This window comes from Halolamina salifodinae (genome assembly GCF_017874235.1).
Classification (GTDB): Archaea; Halobacteriota; Halobacteria; order Halobacteriales; family Haloferacaceae; genus Halolamina; species Halolamina salifodinae.
In genome coordinates this window covers 335,161-353,877 of sequence record NZ_JAGGLC010000002.1, presented here as the reverse complement: position 1 = coordinate 353,877, position 18,717 = coordinate 335,161, and the positions used below count along the sequence as shown (strand labels likewise).

General features: G+C 50.6%; 18 protein-coding genes. 13 read left to right on the top strand and 5 right to left on the bottom strand.

The annotated features are described in order from the left end of the window. Positions 1–393: 393 nt before the first annotated feature. The 11 genes from J2753_RS06215 (at position 394) to J2753_RS06165 (ending at position 11,697) form a co-directional block, all read left to right on the top strand. Positions 394–906 carry a hypothetical protein gene (locus tag J2753_RS06215; RefSeq protein ID WP_209491059.1) on the top strand — a complete coding sequence of 171 codons (513 nt, stop codon included), beginning with the start codon at positions 394–396 and terminating at the stop codon, positions 904–906. After that, positions 903–2,978, top strand: coding sequence for an ATP-binding protein (locus J2753_RS06210; RefSeq protein ID WP_209491058.1), 2,076 nt, complete (start codon positions 903–905; stop codon positions 2,976–2,978). The genes J2753_RS06215 and J2753_RS06210 overlap by 4 nt, the downstream gene beginning before the upstream one ends. Beyond that, positions 2,975–3,121 (top strand): hypothetical protein, encoded by a 147-nt coding sequence (locus J2753_RS06205; RefSeq protein ID WP_209491057.1) that lies wholly within the window; start codon positions 2,975–2,977, stop codon positions 3,119–3,121. Before J2753_RS06210 ends, J2753_RS06205 begins: the two co-directional genes overlap by 4 nt. 111 nt (positions 3,122–3,232) lie before the next feature. After that, positions 3,233–3,421, top strand: a complete 189-nt coding sequence (locus J2753_RS06200) for a hypothetical protein (protein ID WP_209491056.1) — start codon at positions 3,233–3,235, stop codon at positions 3,419–3,421. A gap of 547 nt (positions 3,422–3,968) precedes the next feature. After that, positions 3,969–5,513, top strand: a complete 1,545-nt coding sequence (locus tag J2753_RS06195) for a PKD domain-containing protein (protein ID WP_209491055.1) — start codon at positions 3,969–3,971, stop codon at positions 5,511–5,513. 80 nt (positions 5,514–5,593) lie between these two features. Next, positions 5,594–7,150, top strand: a complete 1,557-nt coding sequence (locus tag J2753_RS06190; protein ID WP_209491054.1) for a hypothetical protein — start codon at positions 5,594–5,596, stop codon at positions 7,148–7,150. Then, on the top strand, positions 7,147–8,007 hold the full coding sequence (locus J2753_RS06185) for a hypothetical protein (RefSeq protein WP_209491053.1): 861 nt from the start codon (positions 7,147–7,149) through the stop codon (positions 8,005–8,007). The genes J2753_RS06190 and J2753_RS06185 overlap by 4 nt, the downstream gene beginning before the upstream one ends. Positions 8,008–8,009: 2 nt before the next feature. Continuing rightward, positions 8,010–8,945, top strand: coding sequence for a hypothetical protein (locus J2753_RS06180; RefSeq protein WP_209491052.1), 936 nt, complete (start codon positions 8,010–8,012; stop codon positions 8,943–8,945). Continuing rightward, a complete protein-coding gene (locus J2753_RS06175; protein ID WP_209491051.1) occupies positions 8,942–10,069 on the top strand; it encodes a helix-turn-helix domain-containing protein in 1,128 nt (375 codons plus the stop codon). The genes J2753_RS06180 and J2753_RS06175 overlap by 4 nt, the downstream gene beginning before the upstream one ends. Before the next feature lie 147 nt (positions 10,070–10,216). Further along, on the top strand, positions 10,217–11,131 hold the full coding sequence (locus J2753_RS06170; RefSeq protein ID WP_209491050.1) for a hypothetical protein: 915 nt from the start codon (positions 10,217–10,219) through the stop codon (positions 11,129–11,131). Positions 11,132–11,388: 257 nt separating this feature from the next. Then, positions 11,389–11,697: a hypothetical protein gene (locus J2753_RS06165; protein ID WP_209491049.1), complete on the top strand. Its 309-nt coding sequence runs from the start codon at positions 11,389–11,391 to the stop codon at positions 11,695–11,697. Positions 11,698–11,729: 32 nt separating this feature from the next. Here J2753_RS06165 and J2753_RS06160 read toward each other — a convergent pair whose 3' ends face one another. The 3 genes from J2753_RS06160 to J2753_RS06150 are packed head-to-tail and all read right to left on the bottom strand — an operon-like array spanning position 11,730 to position 14,635. Further along, positions 11,730–13,007 (bottom strand): helix-hairpin-helix domain-containing protein, encoded by a 1,278-nt coding sequence (locus J2753_RS06160; protein WP_209491048.1) that lies wholly within the window; start codon positions 13,005–13,007, stop codon positions 11,730–11,732. 2 nt (positions 13,008–13,009) lie between these two features. After that, positions 13,010–13,978, bottom strand: coding sequence for a hypothetical protein (locus tag J2753_RS06155; protein WP_209491047.1), 969 nt, complete (start codon positions 13,976–13,978; stop codon positions 13,010–13,012). Further along, positions 13,979–14,635 (bottom strand): hypothetical protein, encoded by a 657-nt coding sequence (locus J2753_RS06150; RefSeq protein WP_209491046.1) that lies wholly within the window; start codon positions 14,633–14,635, stop codon positions 13,979–13,981. A gap of 260 nt (positions 14,636–14,895) precedes the next feature. Here J2753_RS06150 and J2753_RS06145 point away from each other — a divergent pair, with 260 nt between their 5' ends. After that, the gene (locus J2753_RS06145; RefSeq protein WP_209491045.1) at positions 14,896–16,422 is read left to right on the top strand and encodes a restriction endonuclease; all 1,527 of its coding nucleotides are present in this window, start codon (positions 14,896–14,898) and stop codon (positions 16,420–16,422) included. On the opposite strand, the gene J2753_RS06140 is transcribed toward J2753_RS06145, so the two are convergent. Continuing rightward, positions 16,419–17,477 carry a DNA-methyltransferase gene (locus J2753_RS06140; RefSeq protein ID WP_209491044.1) on the bottom strand — a complete coding sequence of 353 codons (1,059 nt, stop codon included), beginning with the start codon at positions 17,475–17,477 and terminating at the stop codon, positions 16,419–16,421. The genes J2753_RS06145 and J2753_RS06140 overlap by 4 nt on opposite strands. 192 nt (positions 17,478–17,669) lie before the next feature. Here J2753_RS06140 and J2753_RS14730 point away from each other — a divergent pair, with 192 nt between their 5' ends. Then, positions 17,670–17,894, top strand: coding sequence for a helix-turn-helix domain-containing protein (locus tag J2753_RS14730; protein ID WP_209491043.1), 225 nt, complete (start codon positions 17,670–17,672; stop codon positions 17,892–17,894). On the opposite strand, the gene J2753_RS06130 is transcribed toward J2753_RS14730, so the two are convergent. Continuing rightward, on the bottom strand, positions 17,895–18,632 hold the full coding sequence (locus J2753_RS06130) for a recombinase family protein (protein WP_209491042.1): 738 nt from the start codon (positions 18,630–18,632) through the stop codon (positions 17,895–17,897). It abuts the gene before it with no gap. Positions 18,633–18,717: the final 85 nt, after the last annotated feature.

Below are 18,717 nucleotides of genomic sequence, written 5' to 3'. Positions count from 1 at the left end.
TTGGCTTTTGTAATACAATTGGAGTAGTAATACAACAGACCACCAACAAGCGACCAGTAATACAAAATGCTATTGTATATATAATACAGGTGAAAGGGGGTAGGGTTATTTTCTGGAGCCGAACTGGGTCTATCGCTGAATCATACGCAAATACCCTAACTCGCCTACGGCGTTCTTTTACTGTATTTCTGTTAGTCTTATCACCCTCCCAACACCTTTAGTGGTAGAATGTCAACATAGTGGTACAGTATGTCAACAAGACAAGTGAGGATTTCCGAAGAAGTCCTCAAACGGTTGGAGGAAAGGCAAGAAAATGACCCAGCGAATCCATCTCTGCGGCATTTGGTGGATAAGTCGGTAATCGAGTACCTAGACGACTAATCGGTGATAAAAATGAAAGACAAGAACCCTAATGAAAACAACGGAACGCAGACAAATAAGTCTGTTGATAGTAACGAGAAGAAATTAATCTCCTTCCGAGTAGATGAGGAAGCACTGGACGCGTTTGATGCACAGTTTGAGAATCGGTCTGAAGCGATTCGAGAGTTCGTAAAGTCGGTCGCATACGGTGGTGAATCATCTACCGAACTTGAAGCTGAGCTTGCTGATGTCGAGGATGAATTGGAAACAGTTGAGAACCGTATTGAGTCGGTTAAGGCTGAGTTGGCCCATCTAGAAGACGAACGAGATAATCTCCGACAGCGCCGTCGCTTGATTCGAGAGAAACTTGATGATGTGCAGGAGACGGAAGCAGAGGTTGAAGACAAGATTCAGGAGGCCGTGGAATTCCTTGAATATCGAGGAACAGAGCCCGAGAACAAGTACCACGAGATTGCGGCTATCAGTGACATGGAGGTGGATGAAGTCGCTGAAGAAGTCCGTGAGCGTGCGGGTGATAGCCTATGACGGACGATGTTTGGCTCTCTCATAATCCCGATTATCCGAGCGATGAAGTGCTGTATCCTGATTCGGGTATAATCTCGGATGCTGTAGCAAACTTTGAGGAGTACTTAGATGAAGGTGGTCGGTGGTTCCAGATTGAGGAAGCGAGTGGCTACAAAGTAGTCACATTACGCCTCAACACGCTTCGTGGAATCGATGAAGAATTCGTTGACTCACTTCGGCAGTATCCGAACAAGATGTTAAAATCGGCAACTGTCGCGTTTGAACGGTTCTTTGATGCTGACTGCGTACTCCGATTATCAGAGTATTCAGATGGGTATGCTGGCAGGACGATAGAAGGGCTGAGCCATAGAGACCTCGGAACTCTCGTCGTGCTGGATGGGATTGTAGATAGTCAGACTGCTGACCGTCCACGAACGGCGGCCACGATGGTCGTCTGTGATGATGACGACTGTAAGTGGCGTAGTACGCTCCGACAGCACTGGGCGATTCGTGAAATTGAAACTACTGATGAGTGCCCAAGTTGCGGCTCAAGTCGGCTCACTCACATAGATGATATCGAGTCTGCGAGTGGTGGTGAAGAACCTCTCTTAATCGACAGCCAGAGGCTTACTCTCGTCGATATTCCAGAAAATAGAGATGGTGATAATGAGCAAGGTGTACTGGCTGATTTGGTTGGTTCTGACCTCGTTAACGAAGTTGATGCCGGCGAACGCGTGAAGGTGGCTGGGATTGTGCGGATTGACCAGTCTGAGGATATGGATAGGAACATCTGGATTCAGGCTGTCGGTCTCCAATCTGAGAAGGACGATTTCGAATCGGTTGAAGTGACTGAAGAAGACGCGCAAGAAATTCAGGAATTTGAGAGAGAGCAGGATGATGTTATAGGACAACTCTCGAATGCGATTGCTCCGAGTATCGCAGATAGAGACGATATCAAGGAGGGTGCGATGCTTTCTCTGGCGGGTGGCGTGGAGAAGAATGTTGGCGGTGATTCTGTCCGAGATGACAGTCACCTGCTTATCGTCGGAGACCCCTCCGTAGGAAAATCGAAAATATTGAAATCGGTAGCTAAGATTGCTCCGAAGAGTCGGTACGCGTCAGGTAAGGGTATGTCGGGCGTCGGTGTAACGGCCACGGTCGAGAAGGTCGAGCACATGGAGCACAAGGAGTGGGCTGTAAAGCGTGGTACACTCTCTGCGGCGACTGATGGTGTTGCTGTGTTGGACGAACTTGATAAGATGGGGACTGACGACCTTGAGGCTCTAAATGAACCTCTTAGCGACCAGCAGGTTTCGGTGGATAAGGCTTCCATCTCGACAACACTACCTGCAGACACGACGGTTATTGCGGGGGCGAACCCACGCGACAAACGGTTTGATTCGTACGAGCCGATGGGCGAGCAAATTCAGTTTGAACCTGACCTTGTAAGTCGATTCGACTTGGTTTTCGCCGTCCGTGATACGCCCGGTGAGCACGATGAAGCGATAGCGAACCACATCCTATCTGGTGCTGAGGAAGTAGCGACCGACGGTGGCGATATTATTGACCAGAAGTTTGTTCAAAAGTACCTCGCCTACGCACGTCAGAATTTCGCGCCAAAACTCACAACCGACGCTAAGGACGCTCTGGTAGAATATTGGAGTGGACTACGTGAGAAGGGGGATGAGACGATTGTTCCGATTGACTCGCGTAAGCTCCAAGCTCTCCAGCGTCTCACGGAGGCCAGTGCGAGACTCAACCTTCGAGATGAGGCAACGGTAGATGATGCACTACGAGCTATTCGTCTGATGTCGGTGTCGCTTAGCCAGACAGCAACAGATTCGAAGGGGAATTTCGACATCGATGCAGTTGGCGGTGAATCCCGTGAGACACGCCAGAGACGCCAAGATGTGGTACAGAAGGTCGAGCAATTGACCAAGGAGACAGAGACGCCGGGGGCGGCGGTGAAGTTGGTTGTAGACGAGATTGAAGCTGATGATGACACGGTAGAGTCGGATATTGAGTATCTACGAGAGCAGGGAGACCTCCGTGATGTGGAAGGTGTGGATGGTAACAGGGTGATTCAAGCATGACTCCAGAAGAACTAGATGAATTACGCGAGAAGCACTTCGGCGGCGACACCGAGGATGACGAAGAAGATGATGTTGAAGAGTTTGAGAGGTCTCGATTACGATTCCTCCACGGCACGGTTCCGTGGTGGGATTGGGAGGCGTGAAGGGTGCCTCAATCCCTTCTTTCGCTCGGGCTGGTGTATTACTCGGGTTCGATTCCTGAGTCGAGCTTAACCGACTGAAAGTATATTAGTAAAGTAACATGATTTTATGATGTGATGGTTCAGAGAGTTACCATTTATCTTGACGACAAAGAAGAGTTTCAGAGATACATCCACAATTTAGAGTCCGAGCACAAGGCGGCGTTTTCGGCGGATAAGTGGGAGATTTATCAGGCTCTTTTCGAGACCGCGCAGGCCCACGAGGATGAGGTGTTACGGCGACTTCGTGAGTCTGCAGAGTAGTTGTTGGTAATATAGATTTACTTTTGTTAACCACCACCCCAGAGTTAATATTGTCTTATATACTATATTACACATAGATGTCTAATAGTAGATTAGAAAGTACAGTTGGTAAAGTACAGGATGGGACTCCGGGAGTCCTGCTTCGGCGGTTGCAGTGGGTGTTCGTAGCCTTATTTGCTTTCGCTGGAGCGGTGATTTTCAGTTCCAACACGACAATCCAATTCCTCGGGTTTGACTTTGCTCAGCAGGTCTTCTCGGGGTCGAGCACGACACTGACGATAGCTCACGTGCTTACTGATGTATCGTTCGCGGGAGTGATTGTAACTAACTTGAGGCGAGTGCTTGCGATGAGCCAACGGTTGCAGGCTGTTGTTGTTGGCTCCTTCTTGTTCACGGTGCTTATGCCGTTCATCCCGATGCTCAGCAGTTTTGTGCTGGGTTCAGCGTTTATGGCTGGACTTGGGTATACGGTTGCATCATCAGGTGTACTTGCTGTTCTTGGCCCTATCGGGGGTGGTAGCCGATGACTCGACTATTGTCGGTACTGATGGCGTTCCTCGCGTTGTCGGCAGTGGTTGTCGGTGGTTTCGGTGCTGTTGGTAATGCGTCGGCGGCCACCACAACCTACGACGCCGAAGAAGTCACTGTATCAGGTACACAAGCGCCCAGTGACGGGTTCCGAATCATCGAGCTTGAGCACAGTTCGAGTGTTTCCATCGAATCAGTCAAGCTGACGAGTTCTGATGGTACGACACTCAACGCTCCGAATTACGAAGACATCTTCGTAAACTCGATTGCCTCCGACGGTAGCTCAACGATGATTTACAATAAGTCGGATGCAACTCTCGGTACAGTATACTCGGTCGGCACTTCCTCGGCCTCTAATGGGGATACTTCAACCGCAGATACGAACATCGGATTCCGAGGTCTTCAGGATAGCTCCGGGACTAAGATGGCGACTCTGCAGGCTACTTGGGTCGTCCAGTTCAGCGACGGTAGTTCGCTGACGGTGAATTATGACTCTGGTTCCGTGACTTCCACCTCAGTTTCGACGCCAAACTCGGCTCCGAGCGCTTCGACGGCTACGGGAGACCGGACAGTCAACGCTGGTGAGTCGTTCACTATTGATGCTTCTTCGAGTAGTGACCCTGATGGGGATAGCCTGACTTACGAGTACAAGGTTGGTTCGGGGTCGTACACGAGCATGGATGGTTCCAGTACGACCCTATCGTTCAGTGACGCTGGTACCAACAACATCACTGTCCGCGTGACGGATGCTCACGGTGCGACTGATACAACGACCGTCGCTGTCACGGTTAACGCGCCTCCGACAATCTCGCTCGCTGGCACTACGAGTAGGTCGATTCAGGTTGGAGATACCATCAGCATCGACGCTTCTGGGACGACAGACCCCGAAGGAGATGCTGTTACCTACAACTACTACCGTGACACGGACAGCGATAGTACGCTGGAACAAGTTGCGTCTGCGGCGGGAGCGACTTACACTACGGCCAGCTTCGATTCCAGTGGAACATTTGATGTCCGAGTGGACGCTGTTGACTCCAAGGGTGCAGTGTCCTCGAAGACGGTCACAGTAACAGTTGGAACGACAGATAGTGATGGGGACGGAGTAGTGGACTCAAACGACTCTTACCCATCTAACGCTCCCGAGACAACGACTCTCAATAACTCCGCTGACCAGACTGCTAAGGAGGTCGCTGTTGAGTTCGAAAATGGTTCACTCACGCTCCAGAAGGTGGAGGGATATAACTCTACATCTGGTTCGTGGGAAGTAATATCTGATACCTCAACGACGAAGACTTCGAGCGGTTCGGCGGTGTTGGTAACGCAGTCGGTTTCGGACGATTACTCTGGGTATCGAGTGACCTTCGAGACGGACGCTACGGTGACAAGCACGACCGTCATCTACGAGTCGTCCAGCGGCGGCGGTGGGAGCACGACGGAGACTCCGACTGACCCCCTCGAAATTGACCAAGGATGGGGTACACTCGGTGGAGTGCCGTTCGTGTACTTCTTCCTCCCGATTGTGGTTGTGCTGGCTCTGCTCGCTGTGGCTGTTGCAGAAGAATAGCTCGCTAACTACCCTTTAGCTCCGTGCGGCCACGACCGCTTCTGCGGTTTCTGGGTTCAATTCCCGGAGGGGCTTTGACGATGGATAAAATGACAAGCAAAATATGTAGAATAGGGATTGTCGCGCTTCTTCTGGTGTCGTTAGTCGGTGCTCCGTTCTTATCGATGCCAGTTCGCGCGGATAGTTCGGGGGATAGTTTCGGTGAGAATCTAGGAGAGGCGGGTTGCCAGAGTATTGGCCCGTTCATGGTGCTCTTTGACGAGTGTGATGTGGAGTATGGGGATGTGGATGGCGGCACCCCGTCTCAGATACACTGGGATGTGTACTCTGATGCTGTCTTTATGGAGGACAGTCGAGACCAGCATATTACTGAGCAGGAGTCGTTCATCGGAATGACTGAGGGGATGGCAACGGCTCACGCGAAAGAGACGCTTATTGAGTGTCGTAATGCTGGCAAATCCCAGTCCGTTTGTGAAGATAAAGCTCGTCAGGAGGTTGATTCTGTATTCGCAGAGATGCAGAAGTCTATTTACATCTCTCAGAACCGCCAAATCCAGCATTGGAAAATGATGGAACAGCAGGTTAACCAGACGGATAATCTCGCTGTCTCAGAGGTATACCCGTACGAATCTAATTCTGCGGATTGGGAAACCGGGTTCCGTGAGGTGGAGTTGACCCTCTACAACGGTGAATCGATGAATGTGACGAAGGGGTACTACAAGTATATCTCTGGTGATGGCGGAGATACGATTTACAACTACCCCTACTACTATAATGGCAAAACTCAGGGGACACAGGGGGATTCTTTCGGTAGTCAAACGAACGAGCATACGACGCTTAATGTAATCTCTCCTGAAGACAAGACGACTCTCGCTCTGGAAGGTGGAACATACAAGGACACTATCCAGACTATTGACCAGAATCGACAGGATGCTCTCTCTCAGGTACATCCGATGGCGAACGATATCTGGGCTAATTACGAGGTCGGAGAGGTGTCTTCCTCGGAAACTCAATGTGGTCTCGACAGTATTGCTACATCGGCTACAAATGATGAAGCAGAAACCTACCGCGTAAAATCTGCATATTGTACTGGGTTGGCCGTTCAAGAGGAAGGGAAGGATGTTGAGGTACGTGCGGACTTTGATGATGACGGTGAATCTGAAACAAAGTCTGGCGTGATTATTGCTGACCCCGGTGCATTCCCCGATAATACTTTCAAGAGCGGCGTGACCTATAACGGTGAAAACAGCACCGCAACTACGAATGGTTCCGTCTCGCTTATTGCGACTTCTTCGGGCGAACAGCCACAGACCCTTGACTTAACGGGTGAGAAATTTACTATTACGGCGGTCTATGGGGCTGATGGGAAGCAGGTGGAGTCGGCTACTTTATCCAGCAACGAATTTACGACCACCTCCACAGAAGACCTCAACAACCAGATTAACGAAATCGACAAGAAACTCGAAGCAATCGAGAAATCCTACAATTCAAACACTTCTCTGCTTGGTGGGGGTGGAGTAAACCTCAGCGATAGTCTCCTTCAGCAACTCCTCGGCGGCGGTATCGTTGTGTTAATTATTGGTGCATTAGTCGCACTCGCGGTTCTGAAAGTAATAATCTCCATCTACCTACCATGAGCTGGAAAACCCTATTATTGGTGCTATTCGTGTTATCCACTCTCCTCTGTGTTGTTGCACCTGTTTCTGCGGCACCGTCTGATACGACGACTGAGACGCCGAAGGAGGATGCTGAAACCCCTTCAGCAGACGAAATAGTCAGATGGGCGGAGCAAGGGCGAGATATCTCTGTAGACCGTGCTACAGAGTTAATGAGTTGGTTGACCTCTGAGGGTGTCTCCGAGTTATCTGCACAAGAATATCAACAGGTCTCGAAGTGGCTTACGAGTCAAATGAATCCGGGTTCTGAGTCGGGTTCATCTACGACAGATAGAACGACTGTATCCAGTTCAGATGATAGCGATGAGTCGAATTACCAACAGGCACAGGATGCCATTTCGGATGGCCAAGTCTCCGAAGGGGAGCTTGGGGAGGAATGGACTATTACCGACCGTCAAATCGGCTCTATGACGGTTGTATCTAAGGAATTCGAAGGAGACCAAGCAACCTTCATTTATCGCCTCAGCCAGCCGTCGCAGGTCGCGTATAGTGACGATATCCGATATCAACAGGGGCTCGAAACTCCAATTCACACGACAGGGACGCAGACCTCTGGCCTCCATGTTGTGCAACTCAAGACGATGGAGCACAACGGGCGCGAGCAAGTCGGGTTTCAAGTTGGAGGGACGAAGAGATGGGTTTCGAACGGCGTCGAGGGGAATTCCAACATAGTTCAGGAACTCCAGTCTTGGCTGACTGTTGGTAATGTTCTCATCTCGGTGATTCTGGGCGCGGCTTCCTTCTACTCGTTCCTGCGAGTACGGCTGTGGTATAGGAGTTGGAAGCACACATACACGGGATACTCCCGGTGGTTTTGATTATGCAAACAAGAACAGAACTCGAAGAGCGAAGCACCCGAGAAAAGCTCCAAGATGAGCTTGGTTTGCTCGGTACTTTCGCCTATGTCATATTATCGGAGTATAGTACGCTAATCAGCATCTTAGTCGCTGTACCGTTGGTTTTCCTCGGCGGGTTTTGGATGTTGAACGGGACATTACCAACAGTCTCTATCCCGTCGTGGGTATGGGTCTATTCCGCCCTGTTCATCCTTGCTGGCGTTGTCACGTGGGGCAGGCAGTCTTGGGCCATCAAGCAGATGGAGCAGATGGGTGAGATAATCCACGATGTTGCCCCGAAGAGCGGCGACTTCGGCGTCTACGAAGTCGAGCCCGAGCAATTTGAAGAACTCACTGTAATGGCCCCTGCGGGCGTTACAGAGAACGAAGACGGCGAGGAAGAGGTAGTGTACGAAGAGACGAACAAGAGTCAACTGGACACAGTGAACTGTCGATTCGGGGTGGCTTACGAGTGTACAGAGTACGACCCTGATTCGAATGTGGCATATGTGTCGTGGATGGCGGGCGCGTCTCCAACTGAAGTCCGTGCTTCGAAGATGATGATTGAACGGGTGGAGACGAAGCTCAATCTACTCGCTGATGCAGGTCTCGAAGAGGCCGTAAACCGTCCCGAGATTATCCGCAAAGTCGCCGCACAGGTAACTCTCTACCTCGTGAAGTGCCACCAGAAGGCTACTTTGCCCGGAGGTGATGAAGTGGCGGGGATTGTCACGGAATCTCTTCAAAAGCAACTCGATGTGGATGTGATGGAGATAGAGAATCGGGTAGAGGAACAGATGCCCGAGAAGTATGACCAAGTGTACCAAGGAGGTGAAGTCAATCTTCAGGAAGAACACCGTCAGCAGGCCAAGCGTCGTGGTCAAGCTGACGCCTCCCAGTCGGAGGGTGAGAAAGCATGAGCGGACAAGAAAAGCCGATAGAGCCCGAGTTCAAGGAGTATGTTAAGGGGACTCTGCTTGATGATGAAGAACCTGATGTGTACCCGTGGGCTGGGATGGTAGAAGACCCGGAGATTCGCTCGTACTTCGCCCAAATCGCCCGAGTGTGCGACGACAAGGAGTTCCTCGAACAGTTCGAGGATGTGGAGAAAGTCGAAGACCTCGACATCATTACCAACACTCAGAAGGAATACGCGACGGAATCAGCTACGCAGTCTCTCTTAACTGGCCGACAGGGACACTTGTCCTTCTTCTCGGGTCTAGTCGGTTACGAGAAGGATGTTTCAGGGATGCAGGCGTTGATGCAGTTACAGTCCTTCATCGAGGATACGCCCGTCTTCATCGCCTATATCTACGGCCTTATGGGGTCTGGTAAGACCGACTTCGCAAACCTCCTGCGAGAAGTATTCAGGAGCGTTCACGGTGAAGTCCGTGAACTCGCTAACTACCAGACTGACGAAGCAGAGCAAGTCACACGCTATTCGGAGATTGTTGAGGAACTCGAAGAGCGGAACGAGCGGATGCTCGATGGAAAAGACCTCGCTCCATATCTGTTGGTAATGGACGAGGCGGCTCAGTTGTTCACCGGGAGCGGAAGTGACCAACACAAGGCGAAACATCTCGCTAAGCTCCTCAAACTGGCCCGTAAAGCCAACGCCCACGTAATCCTCATCGGGCAGGATGGAAAGGACATCGGGCCGTCACTACGCGCTCTCTGCACTGTCTTTGTTCACAAGGAGAGCCAGAAGAAGGCGTCGCTGTATCGGGATGTGGCGAATCGGCAGGGTGTTGGAAACATTATGGGGCTTAGTAAAATCCCGAAGTCCTCTATCGAGTTCCAAACCTATGACGAGGGGGACTTCATTTTCGACCCCGAGGAAGACGATACGACCGTCGAAGAGCTTGAGAAAGAGATAGATGAACTCCAGAAGACGCACGAGCGGCGGATGATGGCTCTACTCACCGTACAGGACAACGACCACACGCAGGCGGACATCGCGGAACTCTACGGGGTTTCTGAGAAGACTGTCAGGCGGGCGAAAAGTGACTTGGAGGATGAACTTGAAGAAGCCGGGCTCGTCTAACTGTTGGTAATGCTTTTATCAACTCACCAGTTCTGACCCCCGTTTCAATACAGTACGAAGGCTATTGTTCACTTCTCTACCCTACTTATTTACTTTATTGTGGTAGTTGGAAAATATTTATAAGGGTATAACTCATATTACCTACATATGAGTGTTGGTAACTCAGATTCAGACGGAGGTGAAAAGCAAGTCAAACAACAAGCTAAGCAACTCGCCAAGCAACAATTTGCGGACGAGATAGCTCGCCTGAAATCCAAGTACGGCGGAGGTACGGTTGTCGCTAAATGGCAAAACAACGGACAAGACGACGGTCGATACGGGCCATACGCGCACTTCGTTTCCCCACCATCCTCCGACCGAGAATGGGAGTACTTAGGCAAAATAAACGGTGTCAGTAACGATTCCCAAGCTCCGACTTCAAAAGACGCGACTCAGCAGAAGATGGATGCAGAAGAAGTAATCGCAGAATTAGAAATTGGAGAGGAGGTAGCTGAACTCCCGGACAAAGAGCAGGAGAACCTCAAGAAGTTCTTCGAGATGCTGAGCATCGACCCGAAAACTGGAGAACAGAACTTGCTTCCAGAGCTAGGGGGAGTCGAGTTGAAGATTAACCCACTGATGGGCGGTGTTATTGATTTCGAGGATGGGGGGACTATCAAGACGCACAACTTTTTCGACGGACAATCAGTGTCCCGCAAACTCGCTGAAAACCTCCAGTCCCTGACTATCACCTATAATAAAAACCATAACTCATCTTCGTCAAACATCACTTTCCTCCACAAATCAGCAAATCAGTTCGGGGAGCGCGTCGGAATAAAATCTGGTTACTCACATAAGGATGACATCAAAAGCCTCGATTGGGATGACCACCACCCCAAATGGGACTCCAGACACGAGTTGTGGTTTATTGACGCAGACTCAGTTCAAAACGCAAAAGAAGAATTCAGAGAGCAGGGTCTGACCGTTTCAGACAAACTCGATGAAGCAATAGATTACGCAGAAGTGGCGGAAGAGTTGTCAAACAAGTTGGAAGGCGATTTCCCTGTTGAAGTTTCTGAATGAGGCGTTACGCGCACGCGCCCGCCTTTGGTGGGGGGTGGTGTCCGATTGTCCGCTTTCTACACCCTCGCAGTCTCGTAGTTTCTCCTAAACAAGCGGACACTAGTTTTCACGCAAAACGCAGAAACGGACATTCGAGCGACCACAGCTTCTACCCCTCGCATACGCACGATACACGCGTTCGAAACCTATCTGTGGCCCGTGGAGACCTGCGACCCACCCAGAGACTAATAGGATTATAAAAACATAATCTAATTGCTATGACGGAGAATAGTATTGAGAAAATTGATTCACTGCGAGAATCCCTCTTATCATACAGTACTGTAAAAGACGCACAGTTTTCAAACAACGCTTTCGGCGGCTCTGAAATGCTTGACCTGATTCTAGTTGCGGGCGACCCGGGCGACCTCGAAGAACGGTTGAAGCAAGCAAAAGAACGGGGAGCGCGTATCCGACTGAACTGCTTCCGAGCAGAGCATATCCCTTTCAGAGTGCGTCAATTAGCCGATGAAGTGCTCGAAGCCGATAGAGGTGAGTGCTCGTGGGGGAAGCAGGCAGTTGGAGCATGAGTCGGAACAGCCGACTCAGATACGAGTGAAGACTATGCGTTGACCAGCTTCTCCGCTGTCTCTTCTCCGATGTTCTCTAATTCTTGCAGTTCATCAACTTCCGCTGAACGAACAGCTTCGAGAGACTCATATCCATTATCCTGAAGCGTCTGTACCGTCCCATCTCCGATGCCATCGATATCGTCCAGAGTGGTGTTTTTACGCTCTAATTCGACTAGCTCGCTGGGATGGGAGTAATCGGTAAAGATGTCGATAACCATATCCCGGCATCGGTCTCGGATTTCTGCTTTCCGGTCATTATCGAATTTTGTCTGTTCAACTGAACCATCGACTTTCTCGTATCCCTGCTCAACACTGATGTCGAAGCTCCGGCGATTTCCTTCTTTGAATTCAATTAGGACTTCGACCTTCTGCGCAACATCAGTATTGTCGTAATAGAGCTTGGCTGACTTGAAGTAGTAGCCGTTCTTTTTGCACTTTTGCACGAATGCGTTGGCCTGCAGTCCTTGACCAGTTAATACTGCATCCGTAATTCCTTCGAGGTTATCATCGATTTCCTCGCGGAGGTCTTCTTCATCCTCCACACCTTCAAACATTTCCTCGATTTCTTCCCCCTGCTTGATGCCTATCTGAAGCACATCGTCCAAAATCCAGTTGCCGGGGTTATACGAGAGGAGGTCGTTAAACATCGAGATTCGGTCATCCAGTGAGAGGCGGCGAATAGCGATATTGTATCGTTTGACTTCCTCTTCATCGTCATCCTTCCTTTGCTTATTCCAATTTTCAAAAAAGGACGCTACCGCATTATACTCGTCAATCCGTTCATAGCTCTGCTTGACTGTTCGGACACCATCATCCTCTGTATCCGAAATGACTACAGAGGTCTCCTTGTCGTCCTCTGCAATTAGCTCACGACGGCCGATGCGTTTGTTAACATATTCTAAATCCACCTCGATTCCTTCCTCAGTTTCTGATGCGTTTTGGACGCGAAGTTTCTTCTTCCCGTCGAATGTGGTCTCATCGTCTTTAGCGTTTTTGAGGTCAGAGAGTAGCTCCTCGTCTGAAGCGTCGGAATACAGTGAAAATGCAGTCGATTTCGTCTCGGATTCATATTCCAGTGCTCCTGCACGGAGCGTCTGAGTGAACCCGTAACCGTAGAAGGGGAGACTAGATACGTCCGCAATCTTCTCCTTCGTGTCAGTGTGGACGAGGAAGTTGCGCTCGTCTTTCAGGAACGCTTGCATTTTATCTCGCCCGACGAAATCCTCAACGATTTCCTGATAGTCGTTAGCTGAGGGATATTCCTCCATATTTATTCCTCCCTGAGGGTATCCGCGTGGTCTGCGTAGTTCGTTTTTCGCAGGGTCTTTAGCTTCAGGTCTGGTGCTTTGCCGGTCATCTCTGATGGACGTCCATTATTTCTGAATTCTTCTTGAACGCTCGCCATTTGAATGTCGTCTTTATCGTCATCGTAGATGTAGACACGAAGCTCATCAACGTCTTCCATCCCGTGCTCGATAACCGCTTGGTACATGAAGTTCAGCGACTCAAGGTCTGTATCGTCGAAGTGGAAGACAATCCCAACATCCCGAGTCACCGTTACATTAGATACTGACTGCTCAATCTCGGCCCGAGCGAATACAAAATCAGATAATAAGTATTCAAGGCTCACAAGAGGCATTCGAGCGGAGTGGCTATCGGGACGGGGCGGATAGAAGAAGTCGATAGAAGTCACTTCGTCCTTCTCCTGTAAAGATTGGAACTGTGCGTGGAGGCTTGCTAATCGATTCAATTCACGGTTGCCGAGAGCAAGTATCTGGTATTTGCGACGCTTCTTGGGGTGAAGATTAATCTCGTCAAAGTACCCTTGGAAGGTTTCATCATTATAGTTCTCCTCGTCCCGCGTCCAGACGCTGAGAATTCCTGCATTAACGATTCGTGACTCTCCAAAGTTTAGATACTCTTCAAAGTCGTCTGACTCCGGCACCGCCTCTACCTTCTCAAGGGTGTCGTCTGCCCAGCCACGGAATTTCTTTGGACTGGATGACTCCCACTTCACGTTCTTCGACTCAATAATGAGCCCACGTTCCTTGTCACGGTACGGGCCATTATAGGTCATATATCCGTCTACCCCGTAGGTATTACCACGGTCAGGGTGATACTTGTAATCGTATTCCACATCAATACCGATGTCTCCTCTTTTTGTCCATCCCAGCCCCTCTAACAGGGCAATAATCCTCTCTTCGCCCTCATCCCCTGCTCGACCTTGTTCTTCGGCCATTTAGGCCACCTCCGTTTCAACAATCATGTTTTTAATGTGTTCGAATAGTTCGTCGTCTTCGGCTGTTTTACTGTAGAATCGAACCGAACCACTATCATAAAATCCGACAGTTACGGGCTCTTCTCGCACTTCAAACTCTACAGTGATGTACGAGACATTGGTCTCATACTCCTCAAGAAGTCGCTCCCCTTCCTGCTCCTCGAAGACCTTGAGGTGGTAGCTCCCGTTGGTGTGTTCGTTAATCGAAAAATCCTGAATCCGGAGCCCGGTGATTGAGGTGGAATAAGTTCCTGAAGAAAGATTCTGGTACAGTGGGGTGAGATTGAGTGAGAGGGGCTCAATCGTAAGTCCCCAGTCCGCAAGACTGCTCAGTCGTGTCGTAAGCTTCCTTGTGTCCTCCTTATTCGCGTATACGACGAGTATCCCCCTCTCGTAATCTATTTCGAATGGAATCAGGTCTGTTCGCTTTTGCTCGACAGGCTCTATTTCCTGCGTGGATTCATTGATGTCAGGAATTGTCGTAGCAGTCCTAAACACGAGGTTGCCTGAGAGACTATCCTGCTCAGTCGTTTCGGGTACGAACCCGAACGACCTATCCTCAGTATACGGCGTATCTTGAATGCCGTTAATGAGGTTTTCGTAGTCCTCTCGGGACAAACTAATCTCCGAGAGGTTCGCGGTAAACGGGGAGGATTCTATCATAATACGTTTTCTGAGCTAACCTATTACCCTCAAGAAGTATTGTCAACAAAAAACTACCCCTCCACCAGAACCACCTCAAACAGAACTACAGCTTTCTATATTGGGCTGTATGTTCCTTAGGGCCTCAAAACACACTTTCGAGTTAGAATCTCCTCTAATCAGAAAGCTGTCGCCGGCAGGTTTAAATATCCGTGTCATGAGCTCACTGATAGAACATGGCGCGAGAAAATACCGACCTCCCGTTCGGAGACGCGTTCTCCATCAACCAGCTTGACCTCGACGGAGGCGAGCCCTCCCAGTTAGTCTATGTCCTCGAACTTGCCGAGGAGCACGAGGGCGACCCCGACGCCTTTGACGAGGCCATTGCTGACCGATTCGACATGCAATCGTATCGAGCGAAGAATGTCCGACTCGGTATCAGTGACGCCGGGTACCGAATCATGAACGATTCGACGGAGTTCGAGTTCACTGAATTCGGAAAAGAACTCCTCGACCTCACCGACGACGAGGACGCCCTGTACGACCGTTTCGCACAGCACATCCTGCAGGAGTTGCACGGCCAGCAGGTCATCAATGTCATCATGGACTTGCGTTCAGAGGGTAAGAGCCGCAAGTTCGACAACATACGGCGGGAACTCGAAGACAGGTACAGCCTCCACATCGACCAGACCAGCAACCACTGGAGTCAGATGCGAGGCTGGCTGTACAAAGCTGATGTCATCCAGAATCTGCGGAGCCCAAGCTACGACATCAACTGGTCGAAGATAGAGGAACTGACTGGGGCGACCTCCGACCTCGTACTCGAACTCTCCGACCTAACCGGCGAACAACAGGGGTTCTTGCGTGCATTAGCGAAGATAGACCCTGACGGTAAAATCGAGGGCACCAAAGTGCGGGAAGTCGCTGAAGTCGAATTCTCCGTCGAAATCGACCAGAACAGCATCGTCCCAAATGTGCTTGACCCCCTGCAAGACGCCGGGTACATCACGCACGACAAGCCCACGCGTGGGAAGCCCCGAGTGGTCGAGCCAACTGACCAGTTCGAAGCCGATGTGCTCGAACCCCTGCTCGATGACCTAAGCGAATACATCGGAGCACCACGCTCAGCGTTACGCAAGTCGTTTCAGGAACTCCTAGACGACCTCGACAACGGGACGAAATACGAGCGAGGACTTGCCCTCGAACTGCTAGCCATCAAAATCGGGCGACTCCTGAATCTAGACTACACCGCATGGCGTGCGCGTGGACGCAACACTTCAGGCAACGAAGTGGACGTGGTGATGGACTCGGTAGACATCACCTTCCAGAGGTGGCAAATCCAGTGTAAAAACACGACGAGCAAGCTGTCCATCGATGAAGTAACGCGTGAAGTCGGCATCTCCCGTCGTCTCAAGACAGATGTTATCCTCCTCATCGGGCGAGAGGGTGTGACGAGCAAGGCACAGCAATACGCCAACCTCACGATGGCCGACGAAAACCTCTCCATCGTCTTCCTTGATGACGATGACATAATGCAACTGGACGAGTCTCCCGAACACTTAATCAACAAACTTCAGGGGGAAGCTCGCCGTGCGAAGTCATTCAAGCGAATCGGTGACGGGCATATGGTCGAGGTAGAGGAACGGATGGTCGGTGACGAAGACGAGGAAGCCGTGGAGGAGGATGTAGACATCACCGACATCATCGATGAAGAACAGCCGTCGTTAGACGACTATACGGACGAAGAGGAAGACAGCGACTAGTCGTCGTCCAATTTGGCAAAGTCGCCAAAGTCAGACTGCGAATCGTCGAGTCGCTTTCTGATTTCTTCTTCAGTGAGGAACCTGAACTGCGAGGTCTCCAGATACTTTTCCTCCTGCTCGAATGCGAGCCAGTTGCGGCCCTTGGCCTGAGCAATCTTTCCCGTCAAGTTAGAACCGCCAAAGATGTCGAGGACGACGGGCTTGTCGAGGGCTCCCTTATCCCAGTCGTCGTACGGGGGATTCGGGGTCAGGTAGTCCACGAAGAACTCGGGAATCTGTCTCGGGAAGCGAGCAGGATGCGGGTCAAAGCCGAATTCCCTGCACATTTGGAGGTAGTGCGTGTTGCTCGCCGTATTAGAAGCTTCAATCAGATTGTCGGGAATCGACCCGTCGTTGTCCGTGGCGAATGCTTCTTCGTCAATATTGTGTCCAGAACCTCGCTCCCCATCGTTGAATTCCCCCGTCTCGATGAGGTCTTTCTGCGAGTCGGAATATTCCTGCAAGACACGCTGATTGTTAGCTTCGGGGTGGGGGTGTTCGCCCTCTTCGACCGCCGAATCCTTGTTAATCTCAGGAGTCAGCCACCAAATGTGAGTAACGGCGTCGGTGACCCGAATCTTCCGAACATTCACCCACTCAATAGGCGAGGGCAACTTGGCAGGGTTGTACCAATAGAAGTCCTGAGCGAGGTGCATCTGCCCTTCGTCTTCATCGACCAGCCGGGTCATCAGTTCGAACTGGTAAGTGGAACGCTCGGGATATCCTCGCTTGAACGCACCCCCGATTTCCACGACAAAACTCCCGTGAGGCTGGAGTACGCGACGAACCTCCGGGACAAACTCCATGAACCAATCGTTGTATCCGTCTTGGTCTTCATTTCCGTACTCCTTCTGGTGCTGGAGCGCGAACGGAGGCGAAGTGACGATGAGGTCGATACTATTGTCGGGAAGTTCTTCAAGCAATTCCTTGCTATTCCCTTGATAAGCGGCTCCTCCCTCTGCGGCGTAGTAGGGGGAAGAGTCCATCAGTTCGGTGACAGCAGAATCCTTAGTCATTGTATCACGGTCGGGGGCACTCGTTGTGAGATTCATAGTAAGTTAACCCTGATTACTTTGTTGCTCTTTGCTCTCGGCATGGTAACCGAGGTACTGCTCCCATCCTACATAGCGTAGTATGGCTAATAAGTATTCATATTTTGAGCTGTATGCCGGGGGTCTTTTACTGGTTGACACTAAAAGACTCAGCTAGTGCCTCGGAGACGCGACGCCGACACAGGGGTATACAAGCAAGCATATCCAGACGAGGATATCTTAGACCTCCTCGAAGGAACTCGATTATCTACAAGCGAGGTTGCGACTGAACTTGACTACCACCGAACCACGGCCCACGACCGATTGACGACTTTGGAGGAGGAAGGGGAAGTAGAATCGAAGACCGTCGGAAACACGCTAATTTGGGAACTCCCCGAATAACTACGGGGAGGCTTGCTCAAGTGCGTCTTGCACGCGTTCGTCTTCGGCTGTACCGTCGATATACCACGCTCTGCGGTTCTCATCCTTGTCAATCTTAGAGAGCGTCTGTCTCGTGATGTTCGGAGTCTGGTCTGCCGCCTCGTTATAGGACTGTCCAGATTCAACAGAGTCCAGCGCCTCAGTGACATCAAAATATCCCGTCTCACCATTGTCGTAGTCCGGGTTCAGGTTGGGCTGGAGGTAACCATCAGTCACTGTAAATCCGGTGGGAGGATTACCGACCCACTTTCCAGCTTCTCTCGCCCTCTTCTGCCCGGACTTAGTGCGTCGAATTAGGTTTCTCCGTTCCTCTGCCGCAACCGAAGCGATGATATCAGCTACCAGTCGGCCAGTTCCGTCTGGTTCAATACGCCGTACGGAGCCATTCGTCACATGGATGGTGACACCAGCGTCTTCACAGGCGTCGAAGAAGCGTTGTGCGAGGAATCCTTTTCGTGCGATTCGGGAAACCTCCCAGATGACGATGTTCTTGACATTCCCGTCTTCCACATTTTCAATTAGCGAAGTGAATTCATCGCGTTCTTCGCTCGCTCCACTTGCTTGTTCGGCATAGAACTCAACTTCGGAGATGTCGATGCCGTTGTTCTTGAACCAGTCTCGGAGGTCTGCTCGTTGGTGTTCGTCGCTCTGTTCTTCAGTACTTTTTCGAATGTATGCTGAGTATTGTTTTGTTGTCATTTCTCCGGCTATACCTTACATCTACTACCCTTTATAAACTGGGTGGGGTTGTTTACAGGTTGTAAGAGAGTGGTCGGTTCCTTAC